The sequence below is a fragment of the Rosistilla ulvae genome (assembly GCF_007741475.1).
In the GTDB taxonomy this organism is placed as follows: Bacteria; Planctomycetota; Planctomycetia; order Pirellulales; family Pirellulaceae; genus Rosistilla; species Rosistilla ulvae.
This window is the reverse complement of sequence record NZ_CP036261.1, coordinates 5,895,725-5,920,092: the sequence shown is the minus strand read 5'-3', so window position 1 is coordinate 5,920,092 and position 24,368 is coordinate 5,895,725. Positions and strand designations below refer to the sequence as shown.

Genomic DNA, 24,368 nt, shown 5'->3' with positions numbered 1-24,368 from the left:
TTAGAGACAATTTGATTAGGTACTGAACGCTTTCGTGCGCCCACGTGGAGGGCAGTATCGCTGTTTACCACCCACTTCGACAAGGGCTACCTGAGGTTCGCGACATTTGACCGCACTACTGTGCGAAGATCTTCTGCTCCACGACCCGAAATAGGAACAGCAACGCGCACATCGCAACCAACGCAAGCAGCAGAACCGCACCGATTAGCGGCCCCAAAATGAAGACGCCCGAACCCCATTGATTCCAGATCGCGTCCCAGAAAACCACGGTTAATACAGCCCCAGCGGCCAGGTAGGGCCCGAAGGGAAGCATCCGATTGCCGGTCAATAACCAACTGGCCAAGACGATCGCGATCGCGGTGAAGGGAGCCAGGAAAAAGACAAACAGCGCAGCTTGCCAACCAAGAAAACCTCCTACCATCGCCATTAACGTAACGTCGCCAAACCCCATCGCTTCTTTGCCTAGCCCAAGTTTTGCAAACACGCGAACCGCCCAGATCTGCCCACCTCCAAGCCCGACGCCGACCAAAGCGCTCAGTAGAGCCAGCCAAGCCGAGCCGCCCAGCCCAAAATAAACAGCCGCGATCGCGACGCTGCCAGTCAACCAGATCGCGACCAGCAGTTTCCAGACCTTGGTGCGGAACCGACCCAGCAGCATCGTTTCGTATTTCACTAGCCCGGCGGCGAAAAATTGAATCGCTTTGACGAAGCCTTTCCGCATGATCCAGCGGCGGTTGGCAAGCGCGAAGCACCACGCCGCGAAGATCGCTTCACCCACGATCAGCCCCATTGGGGTCAACCATTTCGTTTCGATGGGGGCCGGCGCTGTGAACATCACCGCCGCCAAGCCGCCCTCGGTTGCCCAGGGTAAGCAGAGTGGCGATCCGATCTGCGGCATCATCATCGCCGCGATCACGTGCAGCGTCAGAGCCAGCAGCGTGCCGGTGACCGTGACAGCGTCGGGGATCGTTTGTTCGTCGAAGTCGATGAAGGTCGCGATCATCAGCAACGTCATCAGCAGCGCGTGGCCGAGATACATGATCAGCATCCACTGCTGTGTGACCACCAACATTCCCGGCGGCATCCCCGCAGCGGCTCCCGATGGCAATAACCCTAGTTCGATAACTTCCCACCAAAATAGGCCCGCCAGCATCGGTCCGAAGAGGAGTTCGATCAGCATCGGCCGCAACCAGAAGATTCGGCCGTGGATCTCGGTCTCCCGCCGCAAGCCGAACCATCCGAAGACTGGGATCCGATCGGTCCAGGTTCGCGGCAGCGCCCGGTCGTCGGCTTTGCTCCACGGGCTGATCGCTCGCGGAAACCAGGCCCAAGAATAGATCGCCCAGTTAATGAACGCTCCCAATACGACACCGACCAGAACGATCAAGAGATAAGTCACGCGGGATGATTCTGATTGTGTGTGGCCAAGAGCGCTGGCGACGCTCCCTGCGAGCGGCGCGAGCCACAATGGTTCCACAAACCGCAACACGAAGCAAGCACACACACTATGTTTGCCAGTGGCACCGCCGCGCGACGGTGCCGCGAATCGCTTGCCGCTGGGCTAATGAATGCCGGCGAGTTCGATAGCTTCCGCCTCGCCGTCGGTCGCCGCTGCGGGCAACTGCGCCGCGCGGGAGGCCGCACTGCAGGTGACGCAGTAGACAATCCGGTACGCCGACGGGACAAAGACCAACGCCAGCAGCGTCGCGCCGATCACGCCGCCGGCGATGGCAACCGCCAGCGGTGGCCAGAACCCGCCGCCAGCCCAGATCAGCGGCATGAAACCGGCGACGGTCGTCAGCGTCGTCGCGATAACGTGCCGGCTGCAGCTGACAATCGTCTCCACGATCGGCTCGGTTCCTACCGGCTCTTTGCCATGTTCTTCTTGCAACGCCGCCAGGACCACAATCGAATCGTTGATCGCGATTCCGATCAGCCCCATCGTGCCGATGATCGCCATGAAGCCAAACGGGAACCCGAACAGCCACAGCGATCCCAGGCCCAGCCCGATCGATAGGAATCCGACGCAGCCGATGATCGCCGCCAGGCGGAACGATCCAAACGAAAGGACAAGCGTGGCGACCATCATCACCATCAACAAGCCGACGCTGGCCATCAGGTTGCCGACCGCATCGTCGCGTTTCGAAGCTTCGCCGCCATACGCCAGCTCGTATCCGTGAGGCAGAACAAATCCGCTCGCCTCAAATCGTTTTTGGAACTCCGCCAGCGCGCTGGCCGGTAGCGTTCCTGCGGTCAGGAACGCGCTGACCTCGTTCATTCGCCGGCGATCCAATCGCACGATCACTCCCGTCTCCGGTTCCAGCGACCAATCGGCGACAGCTCGCAGCGGCAGCATCCGCGCCCCCTCCTCACCGACTGCGGCCAGTTCCATCGATCGAACGCCCGACATCTCGGTCCGCGACCGATCTTCGACGCGCACGCGAACCGGCAGTTCTTCGGTCTCTTGGATCACCGAACCGGCAAGTTGTCCGTCGAAGTTGGTTTGCACTTGAGCCGAGATCTGCGACGGCGACAGTCCGGCGATCGCTGCCGATTGCGGATCGACTTGCAACCGCACCTTGGGCAGCGTCTCGCTCAACAGGCTCATCGTATGCGTCACTTCGGGCACGCCCGCCAGGACCGCGCGGACCTGTTCTCCCAGTTCGCGCAGCTTCAGCAGATCGGGGCCGAAAATCCGCACCTCCACCGGTGCGTTAAAGGGCGGTCCCTGTTCCAGCTGCCGAACCAAGACCCGCGCCTCGGGAACCTTTTCGTCGAGCGAGGTCTGCAGTCGGCGGATCATCGCGTTGACCGAAACCCCTTCGGAGACGCGAATGATCGCTTGACCAAAGTTCGGCGTCCCGCGGCGATTCGCCAGCACGTTGTAATAAAACGTCGGCGCGCTCTCGCCGAAGTACCAATCGATCTGTTGGATCGCTTCGTCCGCGAGCGTCTCATCGATTAACTTAGCTACCCGCTGGGTGTCGTCGATCGAAACGCCAGTTGCCAGTTCAACTTCGATATGAAATTGGTCGCGGTCGGCCGGCGGGAAAAACTGTTCAGCCAGCGTCGGTGCGACGCTGAAACCGGCAACCGGCAAGACCACCGCGATTCCGATCGCCAGCCGCGGATGGGAGATCAAGTGCGTCAGCAGGCGTCGGTATCCGCCGATCAACCACGTTGGCGAGATGCCCGATTGCAAGAAGCTAGCCACGCCGTGCGGCTTCGATTTTGGATCGACAGCGCGGATGAATAGGGCCGCAAATGCAGAGATCACTGTTAGCGAATAGAACAGCGAAGCGAAGATCGCCATGATCACGCTGATGGCGATCGAACCGACAAATTCTCCCGCTGGTCCCGGCATCAATACGATCGGTGCAAACGCAAAGGCTGTCGTCAACGTGCTCCCGAGTAACGGAATCGCCAGCTTGCGGACCGTCTTGGCGACCGCATCGCTGGGGCTTAGCCCGTGCATCATTTCGACTTGAATCTCGTCGGCGACGACGATCGCGTTGTCGATCAACAGCCCCAGTGCGATGATCAAGCCCGTGACCGACATCTGGTGGACGGGGATCTTCAAAATGTGCATTCCAAACAGCACGGTCAACATCGTCAGCGGCAGCGCCGAGGCAACGACGATCGCGCTTCGCCAGCCCATCAGGCACAGGATCACCGCGCAGACCGCGATGCCTCCCATCGCCAGGTTGCTCAGCAGGCTCTCGAGCCGCGCCGAAACATACCCGCTCTGGTCCATCACTCGGCAGATCGATAGCCCCGTCGGAAGTTCGCTGCCAAAATCATCGACCACTCGATCGGCCGCAAGCGACCACAAATCGATCCGCGTCTCTGGGCGAATTAGCACGCCCAGCGTGATCGCCGGTCGCTCGCGGTGCCAGCCGATGCGAGGCATCGGTTGCGGCGTGGCGAGCGAAACGTCGGCGATCTGATCCAGTCGAACGAACCGTCCGTCAGCCGCCCGCACATCGGCCCGACCGACATCCGATAGATCATCAAATTGGTTGCCGACCTCCAGCGAAAGGTCTAGCCCGGCGCCACGCATCTGTCCGGCTGCGTCTTTCGCATCAAAGCGTTGCAGCTGCGCCGCGATGTCGGCGGCGGAGAGGTTCAGTGCGGCAGCTCGCTGCGGATCGACTTGCACAAGGATCTCTTCGCCGGGATCGCCAAATCGGTCGACCGATTCGGTTCCCGGCATCCCCTGTAAAGCGTCCTGCAAGCGTTTGGCAGTCCGCCTCAAGACGGCATAGTCGACGGGCGTGTCGAGGTCCCAGACGACCGACAGGATCCGCGCGTACGCGCGGACTTCCAGATCGTCGAATTCGGGCCGCGACGCTTGGGCCGGCAGTTCGGGCAAACTGTCTTCGATTTTGCTGCGAATCTTCGACCACACGATCTCCGATTCGGTCACCTGGTCCAACAGCTCGATCGAGATCGACGAGACTCCCGAACGACTCTGCGATCGCATCTCTTTGATCTCTTCGATTTCTCGCAGCCGGTCTTCCAGCTTTTCGGTCACCAGCGCCTCGACCCGCGACGCGTCGGCTCCGGGCAGTCGCGTGACGACAAGGGCGGCACGCTTGACCAGCACCGGATCTTCCATCCGCGGCAAAATCGATACGCTCGACAAACCTGCAACCGCTACCAACGCAACGATCAAGATCAACGAACGTTTGTCGTGGACCAAGCGATTGGACCAACCTTGGCGATTGGTTTCGCTGGCACCTTGTGGCTGCGCGGCGTTGGGAGCTGGCGTTTGCTTCATGGGTTTTGTTCGGTGCAGGAGCGGTCCTTGCGAATGTGGACTAGTTCAACGACAACGACTCGGCGGTGTGAGCGTTCTTGCTGTCGACGGGAGCGACCGCCATGCCGGGCGTCAAGCGATGCAGTCCCGCCGCGACAACATGATCTCCCGCAGCGATCATGCCACCGCTGATGCGCGCCAGTCGTGTATCGGTTTCCAATACCTGAACATCGCGACGTTGCACCGTGAAATGGTCGGGACCGTCTTCGACGACCAGCATCAGCGACCACAGGCCGCGAGTCGACCGCGCCAGCGAAGTGATCGGTACCCAATAAGAATCGGTGTCGCTGGTCCGCGCAACGCCCAACGAAAGGCTGGCCGTCCGGCCCGGTACGATCCCGTCGGCATAACTGCCATCGGGACGTTGTCGGTCGCGCTCGATCGTTACCAACACGGCTTGGGTTCGCGTGCTGCGATCGAGTTCCGGTTCGATCCGGCCGATGGTCGCCTGGATCGTCGTCGGTCCGACCGTGACCGCTACTTCTTGCCCCGGTGAAAGCGTTCGCGTGTCCTCGGGAGAGACTCCAAATCTAGCTTCCAGCGGATCGGTCTGAATCACGCGCAGGACGACACGATCGGGACTGGCGATCGTGCCTTCGTCGAGGAACCGCCGGCCGACGACGCCATCAAATGGAGCGACGATGCGGCCGTCGCGGAGGTCGACTTGATAGCCTTTGAGTTCGGCATGCAGCATCGCCACGCGGGCGCGTTGAGCGGCCAGCTGTTCCGGTCGCGTGCCCGCTTGCAGCTCTTTCAATTGTTGATCCGCCGCTTCCAACGCCGACTCCTGCTGCGCCGCCTGGAATCTTGCGTTGTCATAGGACTGGATGCTGGACGAGTTCGAACGCTGCAGTTCCAGTTCGCGAGCGGTTGTGATCTGCGCCAGCTCGACCGCCGCGGTCAATCGGCTCACCTCCGCCGCCGCTGCCGCGATCGTCTGCTTTCGCGGACCCGCTGCCAATTCGACCAACATCGCTTCGGCCTCGGCGATCCGCGCCTCGGTCGCTTCGACGCTCGCGTCGAGGTCGTCGACTTCCAATTGAGCCAATGTCTGGCCGCGGCGGACGATGTCCCCCTCTTCCACTGCTATCGACAGGACGCGGCCGCTGCGCCGAAACGCGAGGTCGGCTTCTTTGCTCGCTTGGATCGTGCCGCGGTAATCGTCGATCCGCGGCGGGGCGGCGAGTTGTCCCAATTGAAGCGTGGTCACCGGCAGCGGCCGCGATCCGGCGGCGGAGGCGATGGTTGCCGCTGCGTCGGGGCGAGCTTGCGACGCGCCGGTCCAGTTGTTGGCGGCGAAGAAAATCGCCGGGCCGACGACTGCAGCGGCCGCCAGCATCGTCATCGACCTGGTTCGTGCGGAGGTCATGATTCACCCAGTTTGTGTTCATTGTCTAACCACTGGTTTAAATCCGTTCGCACCTTCTCGATCCATCGCTCGTAAGATTTCGGATCGTGTAGCGGCTGCCACTGCAGGCCGTCCAACAGTCCGTTGCAGTTGCGGCGGATCGCCCGGCGAGCGTTTTCGATTCCCAGATCGGCAAGCGATGGGCTTGTCAGTTCCAGCATCAGGCCGCCGTAGACAAGCGACCACAAACCAAACACTATGTCTTCGACGGCGTGTGTTGTCTGGTTCTCGAGGTCGCCGCAGGCCATCGCATCGCGAACGACTGTGGCGACTGTGTGCATGCACCGCGATTCGCAATCCCGCAGCAGCGCCTGCCGCTTCGGCGATGTCTTATCCCAGACCGCATCGTGGCGGATGATCTGTTCGATCCGGAACAGTTCGTGGAAGCGATCGACGAACAGTTCACATGCAATCCCGATCGCCGCGACGCGTTGGCGAGGGGAGCCGTCGAGGCTTGCGGCGTGACTGAACAGGCTCAACCGGCACTCGACCGCTTGGATCGCCAGTGCCAGGACGATCTCTTCCTTGTTCGGAAAGTGGTTGTAGACGGTCCCTTTGGCGGTCTTCAGCTCCGCCGCGATGGCATCCATGCTGAGGACCGAGATGCCGCCGTTGGCGATCATCGGGCGAGCGAGATCGAGAATTCGCGTCTCTCGCTGTCGAATCTGTTGCTGCTTGGGGGTCAGTGTTTGCATCTCTCAAAAATATGACGCGACGTCAAAAATGACAAGGCGTCAATTTTTTGAGAGCGGTTTTTGCAGGGAAACACCAGCTGCGACTGACTCTTGGTTCAATCGGGACGATTGAATTGCCCAAATGTCCAGTTTAACGGCGCCGCAATGGAGCGACCGCAGGAGGGGTTACCGCTTCCCCAGCCCGACCATTTCCAGCAGCCGGATCGCGTTTGTCGTCGGGGTGACGCCGCTGCGCATCTTGTAATCGAACGTCATCGTTTCCTGACCCGACTTGTCGGTTTCGATGTGCTCGCGGAAATGGACGATCGTGGCGACCGATTGCATTGCCGGATCGTCGGCCAATTCGAGATCGTGCGTGCTGATCGCTCCGATCGCTTGCATGTGGACCAAGTGATCCAGCACGGTCGAGACGGCGATCTGCCGCTCGCGGCTGTTGGTCCCCTGCAAGATTTCGTCCAACAGATAGACCAACATCCGATCTTTCGACGCGTGCAATCGCTCCGCATGATCGACGACTTCGCGCAGCCGTTTCAGTTCGGCCATGTAAAACGAAACGCCTTCGCGGAGCGAATCGTCGACGCGGATGCTGGTTGCGACTTCGCAGGCTGGCAGTTCGAATTGCTCGGCGCAGACGACCGATCCCGCACCGGCCAGTTTGATGTTCAGCCCCAACGATCGCAGCAGCGTGCTTTTGCCCGACATGTTCGATCCGGTCACCAGCAGCAGTGTGCCGGCAGGGCCAAGCTCCGCATCGTTGACCACGCGGTCGGCGTCTTTCAGCAGCGGATGCCCAAGGCTGCGTGCGGCTACCTTCCCCTCGGGCCCTGCCTGGTTCCAAGTTGGCGCGGCCCACTGCGGATATTCGTCGGCCAACGCCGCCAGTGAGAGAATCGCTTCGATTTGTCCCAAGGCGTCGAACCAGCCCGGAACGTCGCTGCCGTAGCGAGCTTTCCAGCGCTCCATCAACGCCAGCACGTGGACGTCCCACAGCCCGATCAATTGCAGCAGAACGTAGGGCAGGAACAGCATCGGAGCGTGTCGCAATCCGGTCATCATCGACAAACCGCCCATCGCGCGAAGCCCCGCGATCGCTCCCGATTGAGGATCGAGAATCCGCTGGCGGACCGGGCCAAGCATCTCGATCTCTTCGGGAATCCAGTCGGCAGCTTCGAACAGATTGATGTAGTTTTCGACTTCGGCGCGTCGCGTCGCCACCGACTTGAAGATCTCGTGGACCGGTCCCAGGAAGCCGACGGTCACGACGATCGCGATCGCAATCGCCACCAGTTGGATCGCTGCGGCGACGGAGATCGAGATCAATCCGATCGCGCACAACGGCCAGACGATAAATGGAGTGATCGCGATCGCTCGCGCTAGTGGCAACATCCAGCCTCGCGGTCCGGCCAACCAAGCGGGTGCGACGGCCCAGCTTTCAAAGTTCTCCGGCGATGCGGTCTGGCCGGCGACGTCGCGGGCGCGGGCATAAAAGGTTTCCCGCTGATTGTGAAAGCTGGCGAGTTTGCGAGCGGCGAGGTTTCGCGCGGCAGCTTGTTCGGGAATCGCCGGGCCGCACAGCCACTGGGCGAGAGTCAGTTTGCCCGGCTGGGTTCCGGCCAGCGAAACAAGCTGGTACAGCGAGCCGACGCCAAACAGATCGAGGTCTTTCGCGACCGCGCGGCCATTGCGGTCGATCCACGGCACGTCGTCGGGTAGCTCGAATACGGGAAGTTCCGACCAGCGGCGGTCGAGCCGGGCGAGCAGTTGGCGGTACAGCGAGCGACGGCGGCGGATCGCGGTCATCGAATCGCGAACGTATTCGTGCCACGTGATCACTGCCATGAAACTTGCCATCAGGATCCAGCCGGGGACGACCAGCAGCAAGGCTCCCTGAGCGGCGGCATAGCCGACGATCAACAAGATCAAGCCGCCAAAGAACAGCAGCCCGCGGATGATATTCAGTTGGCGATTCCGCGACTCAAATCCGGTCACCTCACCAGCCAGCTCTTCCAATCGCTGGACATAACGCTGCCGAGCGCTGCCAGGTTCGCTGGTGGTCGGTGGGTCAAGCGGCTTCGCTGTCGGCGGCGAGTTCGTTGTTTCCGATACGTTTACGTCCATTGCCAATCACTTTCAGCGCGATGCGATCTTCCAAGTTGGGGCGAAAAACAGTCAACAACATTAGTGGAAGATACCAAGCAACGTACAGCCCACCCCCGTATCCGTGCCAGAACTGAGCGGCTGCCATCACCGCTGCAGAACAGCTCATCAACGTCCCGAGGTTCTTTTGCCCTGGCCAGAAAGCAAAGAATCCGCTCAGCACGCCAAAGGCGACAAGGATCGGCAGCCGCCAGATTGGATTCCAGCCCAAGCCCCAGATCCCCGCCAACCCTTCGGTCACCGGAAGCCACAAGCCAAACATCTGTTGCACGCGGTCGAAGATCAGATCGCGTTCACCCAGGAACAGCAACGCTGCCAGGACGGCGACGGTCAGCCCCACGCCGTAGATAAATCGTCGCAGCCCGCGCTGCCAGTAAAAACTGACCCACAACGGCAACAGGAACAATGGATAATAGACCAGTCCAGCGGCCAGTCCGATGAAAATTCCCGAAAGGATCGGTCGCCGATAGCAGAAGACGGCCCAGATCAATAACGCTGCGGGAAGCACATGGTCGACCCGTCCGGTGGTTTGCGCGGTGTAGGGCAGCAGAAGATACAGCGCTGCGGCGCCAACCCCGGCGCGGATGTTCTTGAAGTGAAATTGGCCGATGAAGACCAGCCCCAGCACGATCGCCAATTGCGACGCGATCGCCAACGCGCGAGCCAGTCCCGCGTAACGAACCGGTTGCACCACGCCGGCGACTTCCGCGTCGGGCGTTGTCGGAATCGCGGGCAAGCGATTGACTAACGGGTATCCCGGGCCTGGCTTGGGACCCTGCGCCGCCTGGATTTCTGCAGTGCTGGTGATCACGTTGGCCATCAAAAAGATGAACATCGCGATCCCGATAAAGGAGAGCCCGCCGGTCGACAGGTTGGGATCCAGCAACGGGCGCCGGACCAAGATCGGGTCGAGGATCATCCGGATGCAGATCAGCCCGGCGACTCCCAGTAGCCACATGAACCCCCATCGTTCCACGTCGGCGACGTCGACCCCCGCGACAAGCACCTTGGGGGGGGCTGCACGTGTGGTGGCGTCGGCCATGCCCAGCAATTCATCGGGGGTTGCTGCTTCGATACGGTCGGCGATCTCCGGCGGCATCGTAGGCTGCGACGGATGGGCGGCTTCGACAATCGTTTCTCCCGCCATCCGCAGCTGACGCCCTTCGTGAACCATCAGCAAGCCGGGGGATAACAACAGCAGCAGCAGGATGTCGACGTTTCGCAAGCTCCACACACGATAGAAGACAAAAAACAACCCAATGATCAGCAGCGACGACAGATAGACCCAGGTGACTGGGTCGGGGCGCTGATAATGGAATAGAATTTGGCTCATGGATCGTCCGTACCCGCGTCAATCGACAGGCTCGAAGTGAAACTAAATCGAAGCTTTCACTGTAAAGGATAAACAGCTGTGGAAAACCAGCAACCGTCTTGAGGGGTTCGCCAGCGGAATGGAAGAGGTTATCTCTAGGGGGGATGGTGGGGTTATGCAGGCTTTGCCGATTCGAATTGATATGCACCGCTTGGGAGACGCAGCGAAGGGGACGCGATTGTTGGTGCTGCTGTAACGAATGGCCGATCCGATATACGCTCTCGACCGTCGCCACCGGCCGCGTGTGCCGGTTCGTGTTTCGGTAACTGGGGCGCTGTTTGCCCCCGCCATCTCGTGGCGTTCCACACCGCTGGGCTTTTTGGTGTCTTGGTGGAAGGTTGTTGGTTGTTAGCGTTGGTTGGCTCCGTATTTGTCTAGCAGTCGGTACAACGAACGCCGGTTGATGCCCAGCACACGCGCTGTTTTGGCTTTGTTGCCGCGGTGCTGTTGGAGGACTTTTAATACATGCGATCGGTTGATTGTTTCGAGGTCGATGTCGCCACCGATTTCTACCCGTTGGTCGCCGCTTGCGGCGACGATCTCGGGGGGCAGATCATCGACCGAAACGATTCCCGGTTCGGCCGACAAGACCTTTGATCGTTCGATCGCGTTGCTCAGTTGCCGCACGTTTCCAGGCCAAGTGTAGCGTTCCAGTACCGGCAGGACGCCAACCCCAAGCGTCCATCCGGGCCCTAGGAAATGCGCAACTAACAAACCGATGTCGTCGGACCGTTCGCGGAGTGCTGGCAGCCGGGTTCCGAGCACGTTGATGCGGTAGAAAAGGTCTTCGCGAAACCGTCCGGCGCGGACTTCGTCGGCCAACCTTTTGTTCGTCGCTGCCAGCAAGCGGACATGGACTTGGCGTTCACAAGTCGATCCGACGCGCCGGATTCGACCATCCTCAAGCACTCGCAGCAGTTTGGCTTGCAAGTCACCGGCAAGTTCGCCCAGTTCATCGACAAATAAAGTGCCGCCATCGGCCATTTCAAACAGTCCGCGTTTGGTAGCGATCGCACCGGTGAAGCTTCCCTTTTCGTGACCGAACAATTCGCTTTCCAGTAGCGTTGCTGGGACCGCGGCGCAATTGATCGTGATCATCGGTCGGTCGGCCACGCGGCTGGCCGCATGGATTTCGCTCGCCACCAACTCTTTGCCCGTCCCGCTTTCCCCTTCGATCAATACCGGCATCTCGCAGGGGGCGACGCGATCGATCCATTGATGTACCACTTCGATCGCCACCGATTTGCCGATGATCGGCGACACACTGCGGCGGATTCGCGGTTTGGGCGTTTGGCGTTTGTTGCCGTTGGGGACCGCGTCGGTTCGGCTGATCTTGCGAATTGCCGATTCCAAATCATCCAAGGCAATCGGTTTAACGAGAAAGTCGCACTTGTCGGTATGTATTGCATCGCTGGCTGCGGCGATCGACGCGTCACGGCAAATTGCAAGAATCGGAAGTGACGCGTTTTGGGACCGCAGTTGGGTAATCAGTGTCAACGCTTCGGGAGCGGGATCTTCGAGTGCGAGGACTACGATGTCAAACCGCTGGGCCGCAGTCATTCGGTTCGCTTCGGCTGTTGTCGCGACGGTCGAAACGCAGTCCCCTCGCTGCGTTAGCCAGTGCGATGTTGCGTCGCGTTCTTTGCCAGCAGCATCGACCAACAGCACCCTGCGCGGCTCGTGGGGATCGAGTGTCCTATTCGTCATGGATTGCAGCACCTGAATTCGATGAGAACGGCCGCGATGTCTGCCAGGACATCCGCGTGTGATTCCCCGGTGCGCAGCGTGTCGGCGGAAGCCGGTGTGATCGAAATTGCATCGACAATCGAGCTGCGAGAAGAACCCCGGTGGGATCATGCAGCAACTGTGGTGCCGAACGCGCCAACGAAGAGCCGATTTCGAGTTATCGCAAGCTCGGACCGGAAGCCAGCTTGTCTACGTCGGGGGACCGAAGTGACAGCGGAAGCGGGGGGAGGTTCCTGCCCCCGGCGTGACTGTGCAGACTGGCACGGTGCACGGTGCGTATTGTCGCGCCCTGTTGGGGGTGGTGGGCAGGTTGCGATCGACCTAACGGCTAAGCGGTTTGGCTTCGTTGCAGGTACTGCTCCAAGATCAACGCAATCCCGGCAGCCATCAACGGCACGCTCATCGAAGGCATCGGTTTTTGCCGCGCCGCGACTTGATGCGGGGAGACGGGCAGGTGGATGAAGGTCGAATCGGTCCGCAGTCCTTCGTGGGCGGCATAGTGCTGGCTCATATAGAGCGTTGCGTTGCAGAGATAGGTCCCCGCGTGGTAGGAGACCTGGGCGGGGATTCCGCGTTCCTGCAGTTTGTTTGACCATGCGGTCAGCGGCAGTCGCGATCTATGAGCCGCCGGGCCATCGTCGACCAACGCGCAGTGGTTGCTGCCCATGTTGATCGCAAATCCCTCCAGCCGCATCACGCTCGCGCCAGGTGCCTGCCCCAGGTGCAGGATTAGATCGAAATCCTGCTGCATATCGATCGCCAACCGATGTTTAACCGCCTGGAAATCGACAGGATAGCGGCGAGTTACCAGGTTTTCCCCAGCGTCAAACCAGCGTGTTAACTCGACCAGGGTCAACCAACTGCTATTGTCCTGCCACTCTTCGTAGGGTTCAAAGGCTGTTAAAAGGACTCGTGGCATCGCGATGGCGCTTCGTTTCTGGGGGGAATCTGTGAGCTGACCCACACCGGGCCTCGTCGCCGCGTTCGGATCGCTCACCGCTCAAATCATAGTCCACCCCTGTCGCCCGATCGGTTTTTATATGAACCAAGCTGCGAAATTTGGTCGGTCGCTAAAACGCTTCCGGTGTGGTATTACTGAACAAATAGGTCCCCCAGGACGGTTGTCGTGCCAATTCTTAAGTTAAAATAAAATAAAAGCCCGGTTGACAAGCAAAGTTTCTTGACTTTCCCTAAAGTGGACGTAGAGTACATTGAGTCACAATAGCGGTTTTACGCTCAGAGCCTACCTCGGTGGGTCCTACATTTGAGCAGCAGCATCAAGCCTGCACCTGTCGGGGTAGGGATTTTTGATTAATTGAGGAGAGTGACGCCGGTCACAAAGGAATGCACCATGTTAGTGCTATCACGTAAGAAAAACGAAAGCATCGTAATCAACAATGATATTCGTATCGTTGTCGTCGAGATCCGTGGCGATAAGGTACGGCTTGGGGTGGAAGCGCCTCGCGAAGTGCCGGTTCATCGCCGCGAAGTCTACGATGCGATTCAACGAAGCCAGCAAGACGATTCCGCTGAATCGGTCGATGGCTAATTCGCTCTGCTTCCATGCGGTCCGATGAAACATCATTCCCACCTAAACCTGGGGGCTGTTGACTCGTTGCCACCGCAGCAGTCGCTGCGTCATAACCCACTCGGTGGGGCTGACGATCTATTTTCGTTTTTTGATAGAATCTGACAAACATTGGTTTAAGTTTCCGCTTGAGCCGACCCGATATCGAATTTCAGGAACCAACTGCGAATTTTGTGCCGAGCCCCTTGACGGTCTGGCCCTCGCTTTGGTAAACCTTGTCTTGTCGCGGCCCCATCGTCTAGCGGCCTAGGACTCCGCCCTTTCACGGCGGCAACATGGGTTCGAACCCCATTGGGGTCATTAATTGACTTAAGCCCAGCGTTTCTTTGGCTTCCACAGCCGGAAACGCTGGGTTTTTTTGTGCCTATTCCGCAGCCGCGTTCCTTCTGGCCACGGGATATCTTCTCGCTCGCCGGCAACAGCCTCCGTTCCTCTCCGTCGTGCCGCCGTTTGAACATTGCCAATCCCTTTTCGTGAAATTTGTGTGCGGGGAGACTTATAGCAAAGGCTGTGCCATCTTTGGGGGGGCGGTGAAAAGTGCGTCATTTGCCAACAGTTCTTCAGAGCCGGTTCGCCATTTGGGGGCGATAGTGCTCTGCTTCCGTAGAATGGTCTTCCGGCTTCTTCCTTCGCTTCAGCGGAGCCGGGGGGATAGCAATCGCTCTGCGAGCGCTCGATCAAGTCTTGTCGCGCGCCAGTTCGTCACGAACGCACATCTGGGGGCACACTTTGTCTCGACCGTCTTCGGGGGATTGGGATCCTGGTCCTCCGTGTCGCGCTCGCTTACGTCGACTCTGCGTCGCGGCAGAAAAGCGTCGATCGGATCATTTCAGCGTGAGCCTGTTGGTCGTGCTTGGGGGAAAAGCCGCACGTCTGCAGGATGGGGACCGGATCGACCACCTGACGCGATCGGAGACCGGTTTGCCAGCGAAAGAAGGTGTGCATGGTTGCAAGCCAGAATCGGCCCCACAGCCGCCGTAGACCGGATGGTGGGATTTGGAAGTCGACGACGTACCAAGCGGCAGCGGGATTCAGCCAGCCCGCGATACGGGGGATCAGACGGCCGAGCTCCGCTGCGTCGAAGCAGTCGAGGAAAAACGGAGTCACGACGAGGTCAAAACGTCCCGCCGGGAATTCGATGGCTTCGATGTCGGCAACTTTCCACTGCACCGACCTGCCCCGCTGGCCGACTCGAGATTTCTGCATCGCTACCATCCGTGGGCTGATGTCGACGCTTGTCACTCGAGCCGTCGGGCAGCTGGCTAAAAAAGCGTCCAGCAACCGCCCGTCGCCATCGCCCAGGAACAGGACTTCCGGGGCGTCGCCGCTCGATCGGGACTGAAGGTGTTCGAGAACCGCCGGCAGCAGGCTGACTCTTCCCTTTTGCAGCGCCTTGCCAAACCGCAGCTGTTCCAGCGTTTGATACCACGGCGCCAATCTGTCGTACCCCGATCGCCGCTTATCGCTCACAGCCAGTTCGCCAGCAGGAGCACCGGCAGCGGCGCAAGGAGCACGTAATCGGCGAGCGGGCCGCAGCTTGCTGCATCGATCCAGCTTCGCTCGCGGTCGATAATCCACGCGATTCCCAGCAGCCCGGCGGCGCTGAGCGCCGTCGCCGCAGCAATCGCCGCGGGGATCAGGCCCCAGCAGCCCAGGGCGATCGCCAGGATCGAAAGCAGGCCGGAGATCAACGGCAACCTCGATGCGAGTCGAGGGAACATCAAGATCGCCGATCCGATCTTCTGCTGGCGGTCGCTGCCCCTTTGGACTTTGGCGACACACAAGCAGTTCAGGCTAAACAACGCCGCCATCATGCAGGTTGTCAGGGCCAGCGGCAGCGAGAACTCTGCCACCGCGATCGGCAAGCTGACTCCGGCGGCAAAGACGGTTCCGACGACAAATTCCTTGGGAACGCCGCCTTGCAGCCAGCGGGAACCGTGCACGGCCAAGCAGTAGAGGAGGACGATTCCCATCAGCCCCGCTCCGGCAAACAACAGCTGTCGATCCAGCATCCGCAGCGCGAGGCTGCTGTCGATGGCGAGCATACCGAACCAGATCGGCCACAGGATTCGCGAGTAGCGGTTGGCGAAACGATGTCGACCGGGAACGTCGCGGCTGAAATCCAGACGCCGGCAATCCAACAGCCGATCCGCCATGTAGATCAACCAGACCGTGATGAACAAGACCGCCATCGCGGCTGCTTGAGATCGATCGATCGCCCGCGAAGGGCCGTCGGTCGATGGGGGATTTGAGTAGACGGTGGCCAGCAGCCATTGCCACGTTACCGCCACCGACGGAGCGTCCAGGGAGAGGCGATTGGGGAGTTCCAGCGAACCGATCAGCCGGCTGTCGGTCGTTTGCGATCCGTCAGCCAGAGCAGTCGCCATCGGTGTTCCTTTTTCGTTCGGGCGGACCTCAATCGGAAACTAAATTAGCAGGCAGCTGTGGCGACGTAAATCCAGCCGCTTCGGCAGCTACTGAGGATCCGGCGCCGGTTTGCTCTTGGGGCGAAACGCTTGGCAGCGGGCGGGATCGGTCTCCAGGCGAGGTCCTTCCAGCAGATCGATGCAGTAGGGGATCGCTGGAAAAACCGCATCGAGACACTCGGCGATCGCTTTCGGCTGGCCCGGAAGGTTGACGATCAAGCTGCTGCCGCAGATCCCGGCGGTCTGCCGCGAGAGGATTGCCGTCGGGACAAACTGCAGCGAAACCTGCCGCATCTGTTCGCCAAAGCCGGGCATCATCTTGTCGCATACCCGCTCGGTCGCTTCCGGGGTGACATCCCGCAGCGCCGGACCGGTGCCACCCGTTGTGATGATCAAGCAGCATCCCAGTTCGGATAATTCTTGCAGCGCGTCGGCGATCGCATCGATGTCGTCGGGAACCAGTCTGGGAACCGCCCGCCATGGGCTTTGCAGGACCTCCTGCAGATAGGCTTCGATCGCCGGGCCGCCGCGATCTTGGTATTCGCCGCGGCTGGCGCGATCCGATACCGTCACGATACCGATCGACGCGGGAGTGGGCTGAGTCATCTTTTCCTTTCCCTTTCTCTGGACCACGAAGATCCTTGCGTTTTTGGGCCGCTTATTCGCCGTGAATCGTCAGCACCAGTCGGCGGCGACCGCCCTGGTTGCGGTGCTCGCAGAGATAGATCCCCTGCCACGTCCCGAGAGCCAGTTGTCCTGATGCGATGGGGATCGAGAGGCTGAATCCCAGCAGTGCCCCTTTGACGTGGGCCGGCATGTCGTCGCTTCCCTCGAGGGTATGGACGTAGGGCAACGATTCGGGGACCAGGTGATTGGCGACCATTTCGAAATCGGTCCGCACGTCGGGATCGGCGTTTTCGTTGATCGTCAGGCTAGCGCTGGTGTGCTGGATAAAGACATGCAGCAGGCCCACTTGAACCTCGGCCAGCTCGGGCAGCGCGGACAAGATTTCACGCGTCACGAGATGAAATCCTCGCGGTTTTGCAGCGAGGGCGATCTGTTTTTGGAACCACACGACAGCGACTTTCTGAATCGATGGGATCGAAGCGACAGGCAGCCCAGTGCCGGGTGACTGGACTGGCCGCAAACCCGTTGCGGCCAGCTCAGTCTACGAACTTCGATTCGGTTCCGCACCACGGCTTGATGCCAGCCGTGGTCGCAGCGGCGATTTATTTGGCCGCGATTTTCTTTTCGACTTCCGCGATCCGGTCGGCGACTTGCGCTTCGGCGGCTTTCATCACGTCGGCGATCGAAACCGCTGCGCCATCCTTCTTCTTCGATTCGTCGGCGGCTGTCATGAAGGCGAACATCTCGATCGTTTCATTCGGGTCGACGGCAACTTCACCGGTCAAGAAGAAAGATGCAACGCGTTGAACCAGCGGTTGGTAGCCAGCATAAGTGCCAGCATCGGCGATCGATTTTTCGCCGAACACGATCCCGCCGTAACCTCGTTTGCCTGCTCGCAGTCCGCGGAAGGTACCGACGCGGCCGTCTTCCCAAACGCCAGTCGCTTCGTCGGTATCAGCTGTCGAAACGCGAGAGACTTGCGTGCATCCGGTTCCCATGATCGTGTACAAGGTTTCGACGCCGTGGACGCCGTACCAGAACAGATCGGGGTGAGTTGGTTCCAGCGAGCAGGGGCTCCAGACGGTAGCGCCCAACACAGCGCCGACCTTCGGATCACCGGTGCGGAAGCGGTAGATATCGGGGCTGAATCGCAGCGACGAACTGCTGAACCACGGCACGTTGTACTTCTTCGACAGTTGTTGGATCGCCAGGCAATCGACAAGCGAAGCGGCCAGTGGTTTGTCGATGAAGACGCGTTTGCCAGCTTGGAAGACGGGCAATACTTGTTCCAGGTGGGGACGGGCGTCGACGCTTTCCAGCATCACAACGTCCACTTTTTCCAGCAGGGCTGGGATCGAATCGACGATCTCGACACCCATATCACGCAATTGGTTGGTGAAGCCTTCGACGCGGTCGCGGCTCGACGCGATGTCGGGGCTGCCACCGGGGAACGCGGCGACGACGCTCATCTTCGCCAAATCGCCGGTCGCTTTGGGATCGTTCATGACTTTGCTGAACGCTGTCACGTGCGACGTGTCCAGTCCGATGATGCCAACTTTCAGTGGTTCGTCGGCCGACGCGCCGGTTGCGGCGCCGAGAGATACGGCGATTGCCAGAGCGGGAATGAGTACAAGTTGAGCCAGAGTAGGGATCTGCATGGTGGGATACCTTTGAAGGAGAGAGGCGGGCAACGACTGCTGTTGGGGACCATGAGTATAGTCGCTGCGGTCGGTTTGCGTTATCAGAGAACACGCGAAAATTGGGAAGGGGGCAAACGCCTACTCTACGCCCCCCATCAACGCTGCTTCTGGAAAGGCCTTTGTTGCTCCAAGAAGGGGCCTCGCGTAGGCCGTGTCCCCGGCGTTTTTGTCAGTCTTTGGAATGAATATCGCCCTGGTCGGAGCTTGCAATCTGTCGTGTTGCTCTTCCTGGGATTCGTCACGCTTGTGGGGGCGGAGTTGCGGTCGGGGGACGCAGGGCCAATCGGTATTACAATTTAAGGTATCAGCCGGCATTCGCTATCGACCGGTTCTCCAAGGGAACTGGACGCTAGCGCATGCCGGCTAATTTTTCTAAGCACAAACACTCATTAGTCCTGAGGTGGGGCGCACCTTCAGGGATTGTTCAGGCCGCTGAGTTGCGAAATCGCCTGTTTGTTACCAGCTAAGGGTGCCGTTGGCGATGGCGCGTCGGAGTGTTCCTGCCGCTCCCCATTTCAAAGTTGCCGAGTTGTTTTGGACTCGTGTTTGGTTGTTTCCGCCCCAATGATTTTGGCCGCCCCACTGGTTTTGCCGTTGGTGCTGCTGATGGTGTTTGATTTGACCATGGTGGCCATGGTTGTTCTGCTGCCAGTGGTGCTTTTTCTGCGTGTGGTTGTTGGTTTTCCAGTTGTTGTGATGCGTATTGTTGTGGGACCGCCAGTTCTGCTGCTGTTGCGGTACGACTTGCATCGTCTGCCGTTGGGTGTTGCGGTTGTGCGTTCCAAAGTTGTTGTGCGACGGCGTGACCGAACGTTGCGACTGAGAGAACGACTGTGGCTGCACTGTCGTGCGATGGTTGCTGCTGAACGACTGGGGTTGTGGTGTCTGGATGATTTGATGTTGTGGTTGCGGGCTCGGGAGAGAGACGGAGGTTGGCGTGCCGACAACGATATTGCTCGAGGCTGAGTGGCTGGGCGTAGCGGAGGCGGCCAGCGAGGCAGGTTTGGTGGTGTTGTCGGACTTGACCACTGTCGCAGCGGTCACCCAGCCTGTGAGCGTTTCGTCGCCGTTGACGGCCGCGACCCAGAACCAATCCTTGTCGTTATGCTGCATCGATTTGGTGATTCGTAACACCTGTCCTCGCGAGACTCGACCGCTCTTCTTGGTGCCGACTTTAAGCTCCGACGAATCGTTTCGCACCGTGACGCGGATCCCGTCCAAACCGGCTGCCAATTGGTCGACGATGGCAAAGTGAAGATCCTGTTGTGTGCCGCGTCCCAAGTAGGCTGCCCCACGGCTCTTGCGTGCCTTCTGTCTCGCCGCTGTTGGCAGCGATGGGCTTTCCAAAACCGCGGTGTAGGCCACGATCGCGTTGGCGTATTGCCCCTGACGCAGGTAGACTTCGGCCTGATCAATCAACGATTTGTCTTCGAGGCTGATGGTGGGTTCCACGAGGACCGATTCCATTGCCATCGATTCGGGCTTGGCAATTCCTGTGGGGATCACCTCGGGCTCCAATTCGGGTTGAGGGCGTGGCACCGAAACGCTGTCATCGATTTCACTGGGGCGTAGGTAGAAGTTGTCCAACGACGCTTCCATGTTTACCCATGGAGATTGACCGGTTTTTTCTTTTACGGCGCGACTGGCGGTAAAGAAGACGTCGCGGAGCAGCAATCCCTTCTGCGGCCGCTGCTTAAGCGCTGCGGCCAGTTCGGTGGTGTAGGGGGAATTGCCGGTGTCGCCATCGGACGCCGTTTTTCCTGGTGAAGTGGCATAGGCGATGATCGTGCCTTCGGGAACTTCGGTTTGAGCGGCGAGTCCACGTTGTCCCAACGAACGGGTCGTCCAGGTGCGCTCGAAGGGATTGTTGCGACAGCAATCCAGGACGACCACGTTCATGTTGCTGCGCGATTTGCCCAACGAATCGAGGATCAAACTGAGCGAAACCGCTTTGTACTTCACAAAGGACTGGTCCGGGATATCGGCGTCGACCGGGATCAGATAGTTTTCCCCGTCGACTTGGATTCCGTGTCCGGCGAAGAAGAAGAAGGCTAGTCCTCCTTCGTCGACTTGTTGACAGAACTTGTTGATCGCGCGATCCATGTTCTGGTGCGTCAGATCGATTTCGGTCGTCACATCAAAGCCCAGGTCGGTTAATGCGTCGGAGATCGCTTTGGCATCGTTGGCCGGATTGGCGAGGCTGCCAACGCTGTAGGCACCATTGCCAATCACCATCGCATGCAGTTTTTGAGTGTTCTTGGCCAAGGCGTTGTTGCCGCAAACCAACGCGGCGAGCAGCAGGCTGGGGAGCACGATTCGTATACGCGGCGTCTTCATCGGAATTCTCCTAGCGGTAACGGGAAGATGTTCTTCAGCAACGGGTGTTTGCGGTTGCGAGTCTTATGGTCCAAGAATCGGCACAGGGTGCCGTTCTCTTGAGGGTATGGGTTTGTCACTTGGGTGGCAAGTCGGTTGGGGGGGCCGGACGGACGTAGCGAACGCTGACCGCGGCGATCGGTTTGCCGAACTTCGATTGCCCGTCTCGGTATCGCATCGCGACTTCGTCGCCGATGCCGGTGGCGAACTCCCGCGTCGCGGCGTAGCCCTGGGGAGCTGTCGCTTCAAAAAACGTGGCGGTCAGCATGCCGACGCCATCGAAGACGCCGAACTTGGATGCTGGCGTATCGCCATAATCGCTGATGCGAAATTCATGGCTGAGGTTGCCGGTGTGGTGCCAGCCTTTGATCAGGAACTTGGCGTGCGGTTGCAGCTCCATGATCGTTTCCTTGCCGCGGTAATTCGCGTCCAAGCTCAAGGCAAAGGTGTTGATTCCATCGATCGTCAAACGGCATCCAACCGGGCGGGCCGAATCGTTGAACAAACGGACCGCATAGATCTGGTCTGCTTTCAGATCGACGGTGGCAATGCCGTCGGACTTGGTGATCGGAAGGCTGCGGTATTTACCGTCGGCCTGTTTCAGTGCGATCTCCAAGCCGTAGGGACTGCCGTCGGCAGGGTTCATCCGTGTCTTGCGGTTGGCGTCCAGATGGGTCTCTGGTTTGACGATGCTGCTGACCAAAATCTCCGCCGTCGTCGAATCGGTTTTGGACTGTTCGGAGTCTGGTTTGTCCGACTTGGCAGCTTGGGATTGCGCCGACAGATCGACGCTGCTGGGACCGAAGAAGGCCAATCCCTCTTCGATCGCGGTGACCACTTTGCGTCGCAGTTTCTGGACTGTGTTGCCCAACGCGTCGCCGATCTCCGCTTCGATGATCGTGACAAATTGGCCATCGAGTTTCTGTCCCATGAATCGACCGCTGATCGTATAGGCAGCTCCGACGTCGACGATCTCACACTTCGACTTCAGGTTCTCTCGCAGCGATTGAACGATCCTCGCTCCGGCGCCGCTGCTGGAAGGGCCTTGGAAGGCACCGATCGCGACTTGCCCTTTGGTGTCGGGATCGGCGGCGATGTAGCGAGCGATCTCATCGCTCATCTTGACCATCGCCTCGCGAACCGTTGGGGTGACGTCGTCGCTGGCCGCCGAAGCGACGCTTGAGATCGCGATCGATAACAAGCCAACCAACGCCAGGATCCTGTATGCTTGGCTGCGGTAGAGCGTGTTTTTCATGATCGATGTCTCCCTGCGATTCGGATCGTCGTCCGGTTTTGGTTCTGGTCTCGTTTTCGCTTGTGTTGGTGTTCAGGCGTGGAGAGCACAAGTGTCGCTCCCCAAAGGATGGATGCAGGTTCGGCCGCCCAGGCGGACACCGGTTGCAATAAAAAATTTGCGAAGAGCACTCACGCGGTGACATAAAACACGCAAAGCCCCCGGTTTGACATCCGGGAGCTTGGGAGAGTGGTTTCGGGGACGAATCGCGAGCCGATTCGAGCGCGTTGGAACCATCGATGAAGAAGAGGAGCTGTCGGATTGGAACCGACAAACTGCGAAGTGGCCCCGGGGGGGAGGCTGCGTTAGTTGGGGTTCATCCCGCTGCCAACTCCCAGCGCCACCGCCGTCCGTTGGAAGATCGACGATGGACTCTCCTGTTGCGTGTCCCACATCCGCCGTGGGATCGTGGAATCCGAAGCGAGCGGAGCGAGTCCCAGGTCCTTCAGTTTCTGGTTGTATTGGATCGTGGGAGCCAGCGCATCGGCATTTTCAAATCCTAGTTCCGCCGCGACATCGGCCAGCGACATATCTTGGTCGTACCATTTGGCCACCGTGCTGATCGGCTCGGGAAACTCGGTGATCGCTGTGTCGGTCGCCTCGCGAATTTGCAGATAGGGGCCGATCGCAAGCTTCAGGGCTGCCAGGTAGCGGTTGCGGTCGGACGTCAAGATTTCCTGCAACCGATCGGGGCGAGTGTAGAGGGCGTCGACCTTGGTTCTGTCGTCGGAGGTCAACGATTGCGAGCCCGAAACCATGTCGCGATAGTCCAGCAGGCCGTGGCGATGGCAGCCGATACAGCTGACCGCGTTGACGATCTCTGGCGAACCTGCGATTTCGCGCATGTCCCGAACGATTTCGATCGGCCCTTTGTCGATTCGCTTTCCTTCGGCGTCGACCAACATATAACCCTGCAGTCCGTTGGGCAGATCCCAGATGATTTCGCCGCCAGCGTGTTCGAAGGCGAACTGATCGTGTGGGTTCCCATCGAAGCGAGGCCCCAGCGGGAAGCGGTATAAGACGCCGCGGCCAAACGCTTTATCGAAGTCGTAGCTGCGATAGTAATACGACGCGACCGATCCCTCGTGTCGATCGACCAAGCGATTCTGATGACTCACGCCGCTGCCAGCGAAACCGGCGCGGTTCAGCCGATCTTGCAGGAAGTCCTGTTTCGTATCGACGCCCAGTCGCGTTTCCAATTCGCCAGCGGTCTCCGGTATGTTCAGTAGCGCGTGATAGGTCGCCGGCCGCGAGGCTTTGGTGACGAACCAATCGGCACGGACATAGGCGATGCCGTCGAACGAAAGCGAACCGACAAGTTGTTCGATGTCCCTGGCAAACGCTTGCAATTTGTTGTCGTTCCAGGAGAGTCCAAATGGATAGCCTTGTAGAGCCAACTGCCAGTCGGCGGCGGACCAGCCGAAGTCGCGGAGATCGACCCGAAAGACGTTCCCTTCGCTGGAGCGTTCGGCCGGAACATCGACCATCGGTGGATTGACGATCCGGCTGCGGCGGCTGACGCTGTTCAGCAGTTTGACGACGGCGGCGCGATACAGCCGCAGGTCGGCATCGGTGTACCGCGGGTTATTGCTGATCGCATGCAGCGAAAGATAACGCTGATGCGATCGGCTCTCGGGCTGCATCTCTTGCAGATCGTCGCGAATCGATCGCAACACATGCTCTTCAGTGATGAACTCGCGGTTCGTATAAGTCGGCGCCGCCGCTCCGTCGACGATCCAACGCCGCAAGACCTCCAAATCTTGATCGCTGATTCGATCATCGATCTTTTGTGGCGGCATGTCCTTGTCGACGGCGATGCGTTGCCAAATCAACGACGCGTCCAGCTTGCCCGCGGTCACGTAAGGCGTCGCATCGGCGGGCTGTGCGACCAGAACTGCGTGATCTAAAACGTTGAACCCGGGGACTTCAAACTTCACGCCGTGGCAGGAATAGCAGTGTTTTTTCAAGATCTTTGCCGCTCGCGAGGGAAGATCGGGATCGTCCGCGCGGACCGGGATCGGTGAACTCAAACTGTACAGCAGGCAGATCGCCATCAGCAAATATCGGATCATCGCACTAGTTCTCCAGGCACGGGCGGACACGTTTGGGGCGGCGGAAGATTGACGCTGTCCGACGAAACGCATCGACTGAAATGGTCGA

17 protein-coding genes and 1 tRNA gene are annotated in these 24,368 nt (G+C 59.5%); 2 read left to right on the top strand and 16 right to left on the bottom strand.

What is annotated here, in order from left to right:
• Positions 1 to 115: 115 nt before the first annotated feature.
• From EC9_RS20920 to EC9_RS20885, 8 genes are all read right to left on the bottom strand, one after another.
• On the bottom strand, positions 116 to 1,399 hold the full coding sequence (locus EC9_RS20920) for a prepilin peptidase (protein ID WP_145348051.1): 1,284 nt from the start codon (positions 1,397 to 1,399) through the stop codon (positions 116 to 118).
• Positions 1,400 to 1,561: 162 nt separating this feature from the next.
• Positions 1,562 to 4,780, bottom strand: coding sequence for an efflux RND transporter permease subunit (locus EC9_RS20915; protein WP_145348050.1), 3,219 nt, complete (start codon positions 4,778 to 4,780; stop codon positions 1,562 to 1,564).
• Positions 4,781 to 4,820: 40 nt separating this feature from the next.
• Entirely contained in the window at positions 4,821 to 6,188 is a 1,368-nt protein-coding gene (locus EC9_RS20910; protein WP_145348049.1) for an efflux RND transporter periplasmic adaptor subunit, read from the bottom strand.
• A complete protein-coding gene (locus EC9_RS20905; protein ID WP_145348048.1) occupies positions 6,185 to 6,922 on the bottom strand; it encodes a TetR/AcrR family transcriptional regulator in 738 nt (245 codons plus the stop codon). The genes EC9_RS20910 and EC9_RS20905 overlap by 4 nt, the downstream gene beginning before the upstream one ends.
• A gap of 165 nt (positions 6,923 to 7,087) precedes the next feature.
• Positions 7,088 to 9,040 (bottom strand): MutS family DNA mismatch repair protein, encoded by a 1,953-nt coding sequence (locus EC9_RS20900; protein ID WP_145348047.1) that lies wholly within the window; start codon positions 9,038 to 9,040, stop codon positions 7,088 to 7,090.
• Positions 8,985 to 10,412: a glycosyltransferase family protein gene (locus EC9_RS20895; RefSeq protein ID WP_145348046.1), complete on the bottom strand. Its 1,428-nt coding sequence runs from the start codon at positions 10,410 to 10,412 to the stop codon at positions 8,985 to 8,987. The genes EC9_RS20900 and EC9_RS20895 overlap by 56 nt, the downstream gene beginning before the upstream one ends.
• 387 nt (positions 10,413 to 10,799) lie before the next feature.
• Positions 10,800 to 12,158 (bottom strand): sigma-54-dependent transcriptional regulator, encoded by a 1,359-nt coding sequence (locus EC9_RS20890; protein WP_218934319.1) that lies wholly within the window; start codon positions 12,156 to 12,158, stop codon positions 10,800 to 10,802.
• Positions 12,159 to 12,525: 367 nt separating this feature from the next.
• Complete coding sequence (locus EC9_RS20885; protein WP_145348044.1) at positions 12,526 to 13,116, bottom strand: pyroglutamyl-peptidase I; 591 nt, start codon at positions 13,114 to 13,116, stop codon at positions 12,526 to 12,528.
• A gap of 432 nt (positions 13,117 to 13,548) precedes the next feature.
• Between EC9_RS20885 and csrA the strand changes: the two genes are divergently transcribed.
• Both csrA and EC9_RS20875 read left to right on the top strand, forming a co-directional pair.
• The gene (gene csrA / locus EC9_RS20880) at positions 13,549 to 13,746 is read left to right on the top strand and encodes a carbon storage regulator CsrA (protein ID WP_145123005.1); all 198 of its coding nucleotides are present in this window, start codon (positions 13,549 to 13,551) and stop codon (positions 13,744 to 13,746) included.
• Between the two features lie 266 nt (positions 13,747 to 14,012).
• A tRNA-Glu gene (locus EC9_RS20875) sits at positions 14,013 to 14,085 on the top strand.
• 483 nt (positions 14,086 to 14,568) lie between these two features.
• On the opposite strand, the gene EC9_RS20870 is transcribed toward EC9_RS20875, so the two are convergent.
• The 8 genes from EC9_RS20870 to EC9_RS20840 all read right to left on the bottom strand — a co-directional run bounded on the left by EC9_RS20870 (position 14,569) and on the right by EC9_RS20840 (position 24,280).
• Positions 14,569 to 15,255: a class I SAM-dependent methyltransferase gene (locus EC9_RS20870; protein WP_218934318.1), complete on the bottom strand. Its 687-nt coding sequence runs from the start codon at positions 15,253 to 15,255 to the stop codon at positions 14,569 to 14,571.
• Entirely contained in the window at positions 15,252 to 16,172 is a 921-nt protein-coding gene (locus EC9_RS26680; protein WP_218934317.1) for a hypothetical protein, read from the bottom strand. The genes EC9_RS20870 and EC9_RS26680 overlap by 4 nt, the downstream gene beginning before the upstream one ends.
• An 87-nt stretch (positions 16,173 to 16,259) precedes the next feature.
• A complete protein-coding gene (gene mog / locus EC9_RS20865; RefSeq protein WP_145348042.1) occupies positions 16,260 to 16,817 on the bottom strand; it encodes a molybdopterin adenylyltransferase in 558 nt (185 codons plus the stop codon).
• A 52-nt stretch (positions 16,818 to 16,869) separates the two neighbouring features.
• On the bottom strand, positions 16,870 to 17,286 hold the full coding sequence (locus EC9_RS20860; protein ID WP_145348041.1) for a secondary thiamine-phosphate synthase enzyme YjbQ: 417 nt from the start codon (positions 17,284 to 17,286) through the stop codon (positions 16,870 to 16,872).
• A gap of 154 nt (positions 17,287 to 17,440) precedes the next feature.
• Positions 17,441 to 18,496 carry a Gfo/Idh/MocA family protein gene (locus EC9_RS20855; protein ID WP_145348040.1) on the bottom strand — a complete coding sequence of 352 codons (1,056 nt, stop codon included), beginning with the start codon at positions 18,494 to 18,496 and terminating at the stop codon, positions 17,441 to 17,443.
• Between the two features lie 498 nt (positions 18,497 to 18,994).
• Complete coding sequence (locus tag EC9_RS20850) at positions 18,995 to 20,875, bottom strand: caspase family protein (RefSeq protein WP_145348039.1); 1,881 nt, start codon at positions 20,873 to 20,875, stop codon at positions 18,995 to 18,997.
• A gap of 115 nt (positions 20,876 to 20,990) precedes the next feature.
• Complete coding sequence (locus tag EC9_RS20845) at positions 20,991 to 22,169, bottom strand: hypothetical protein (protein WP_145348038.1); 1,179 nt, start codon at positions 22,167 to 22,169, stop codon at positions 20,991 to 20,993.
• Between the two features lie 344 nt (positions 22,170 to 22,513).
• Positions 22,514 to 24,280, bottom strand: a complete 1,767-nt coding sequence (locus tag EC9_RS20840; protein ID WP_218934316.1) for a c-type cytochrome domain-containing protein — start codon at positions 24,278 to 24,280, stop codon at positions 22,514 to 22,516.
• Positions 24,281 to 24,368: the final 88 nt, after the last annotated feature.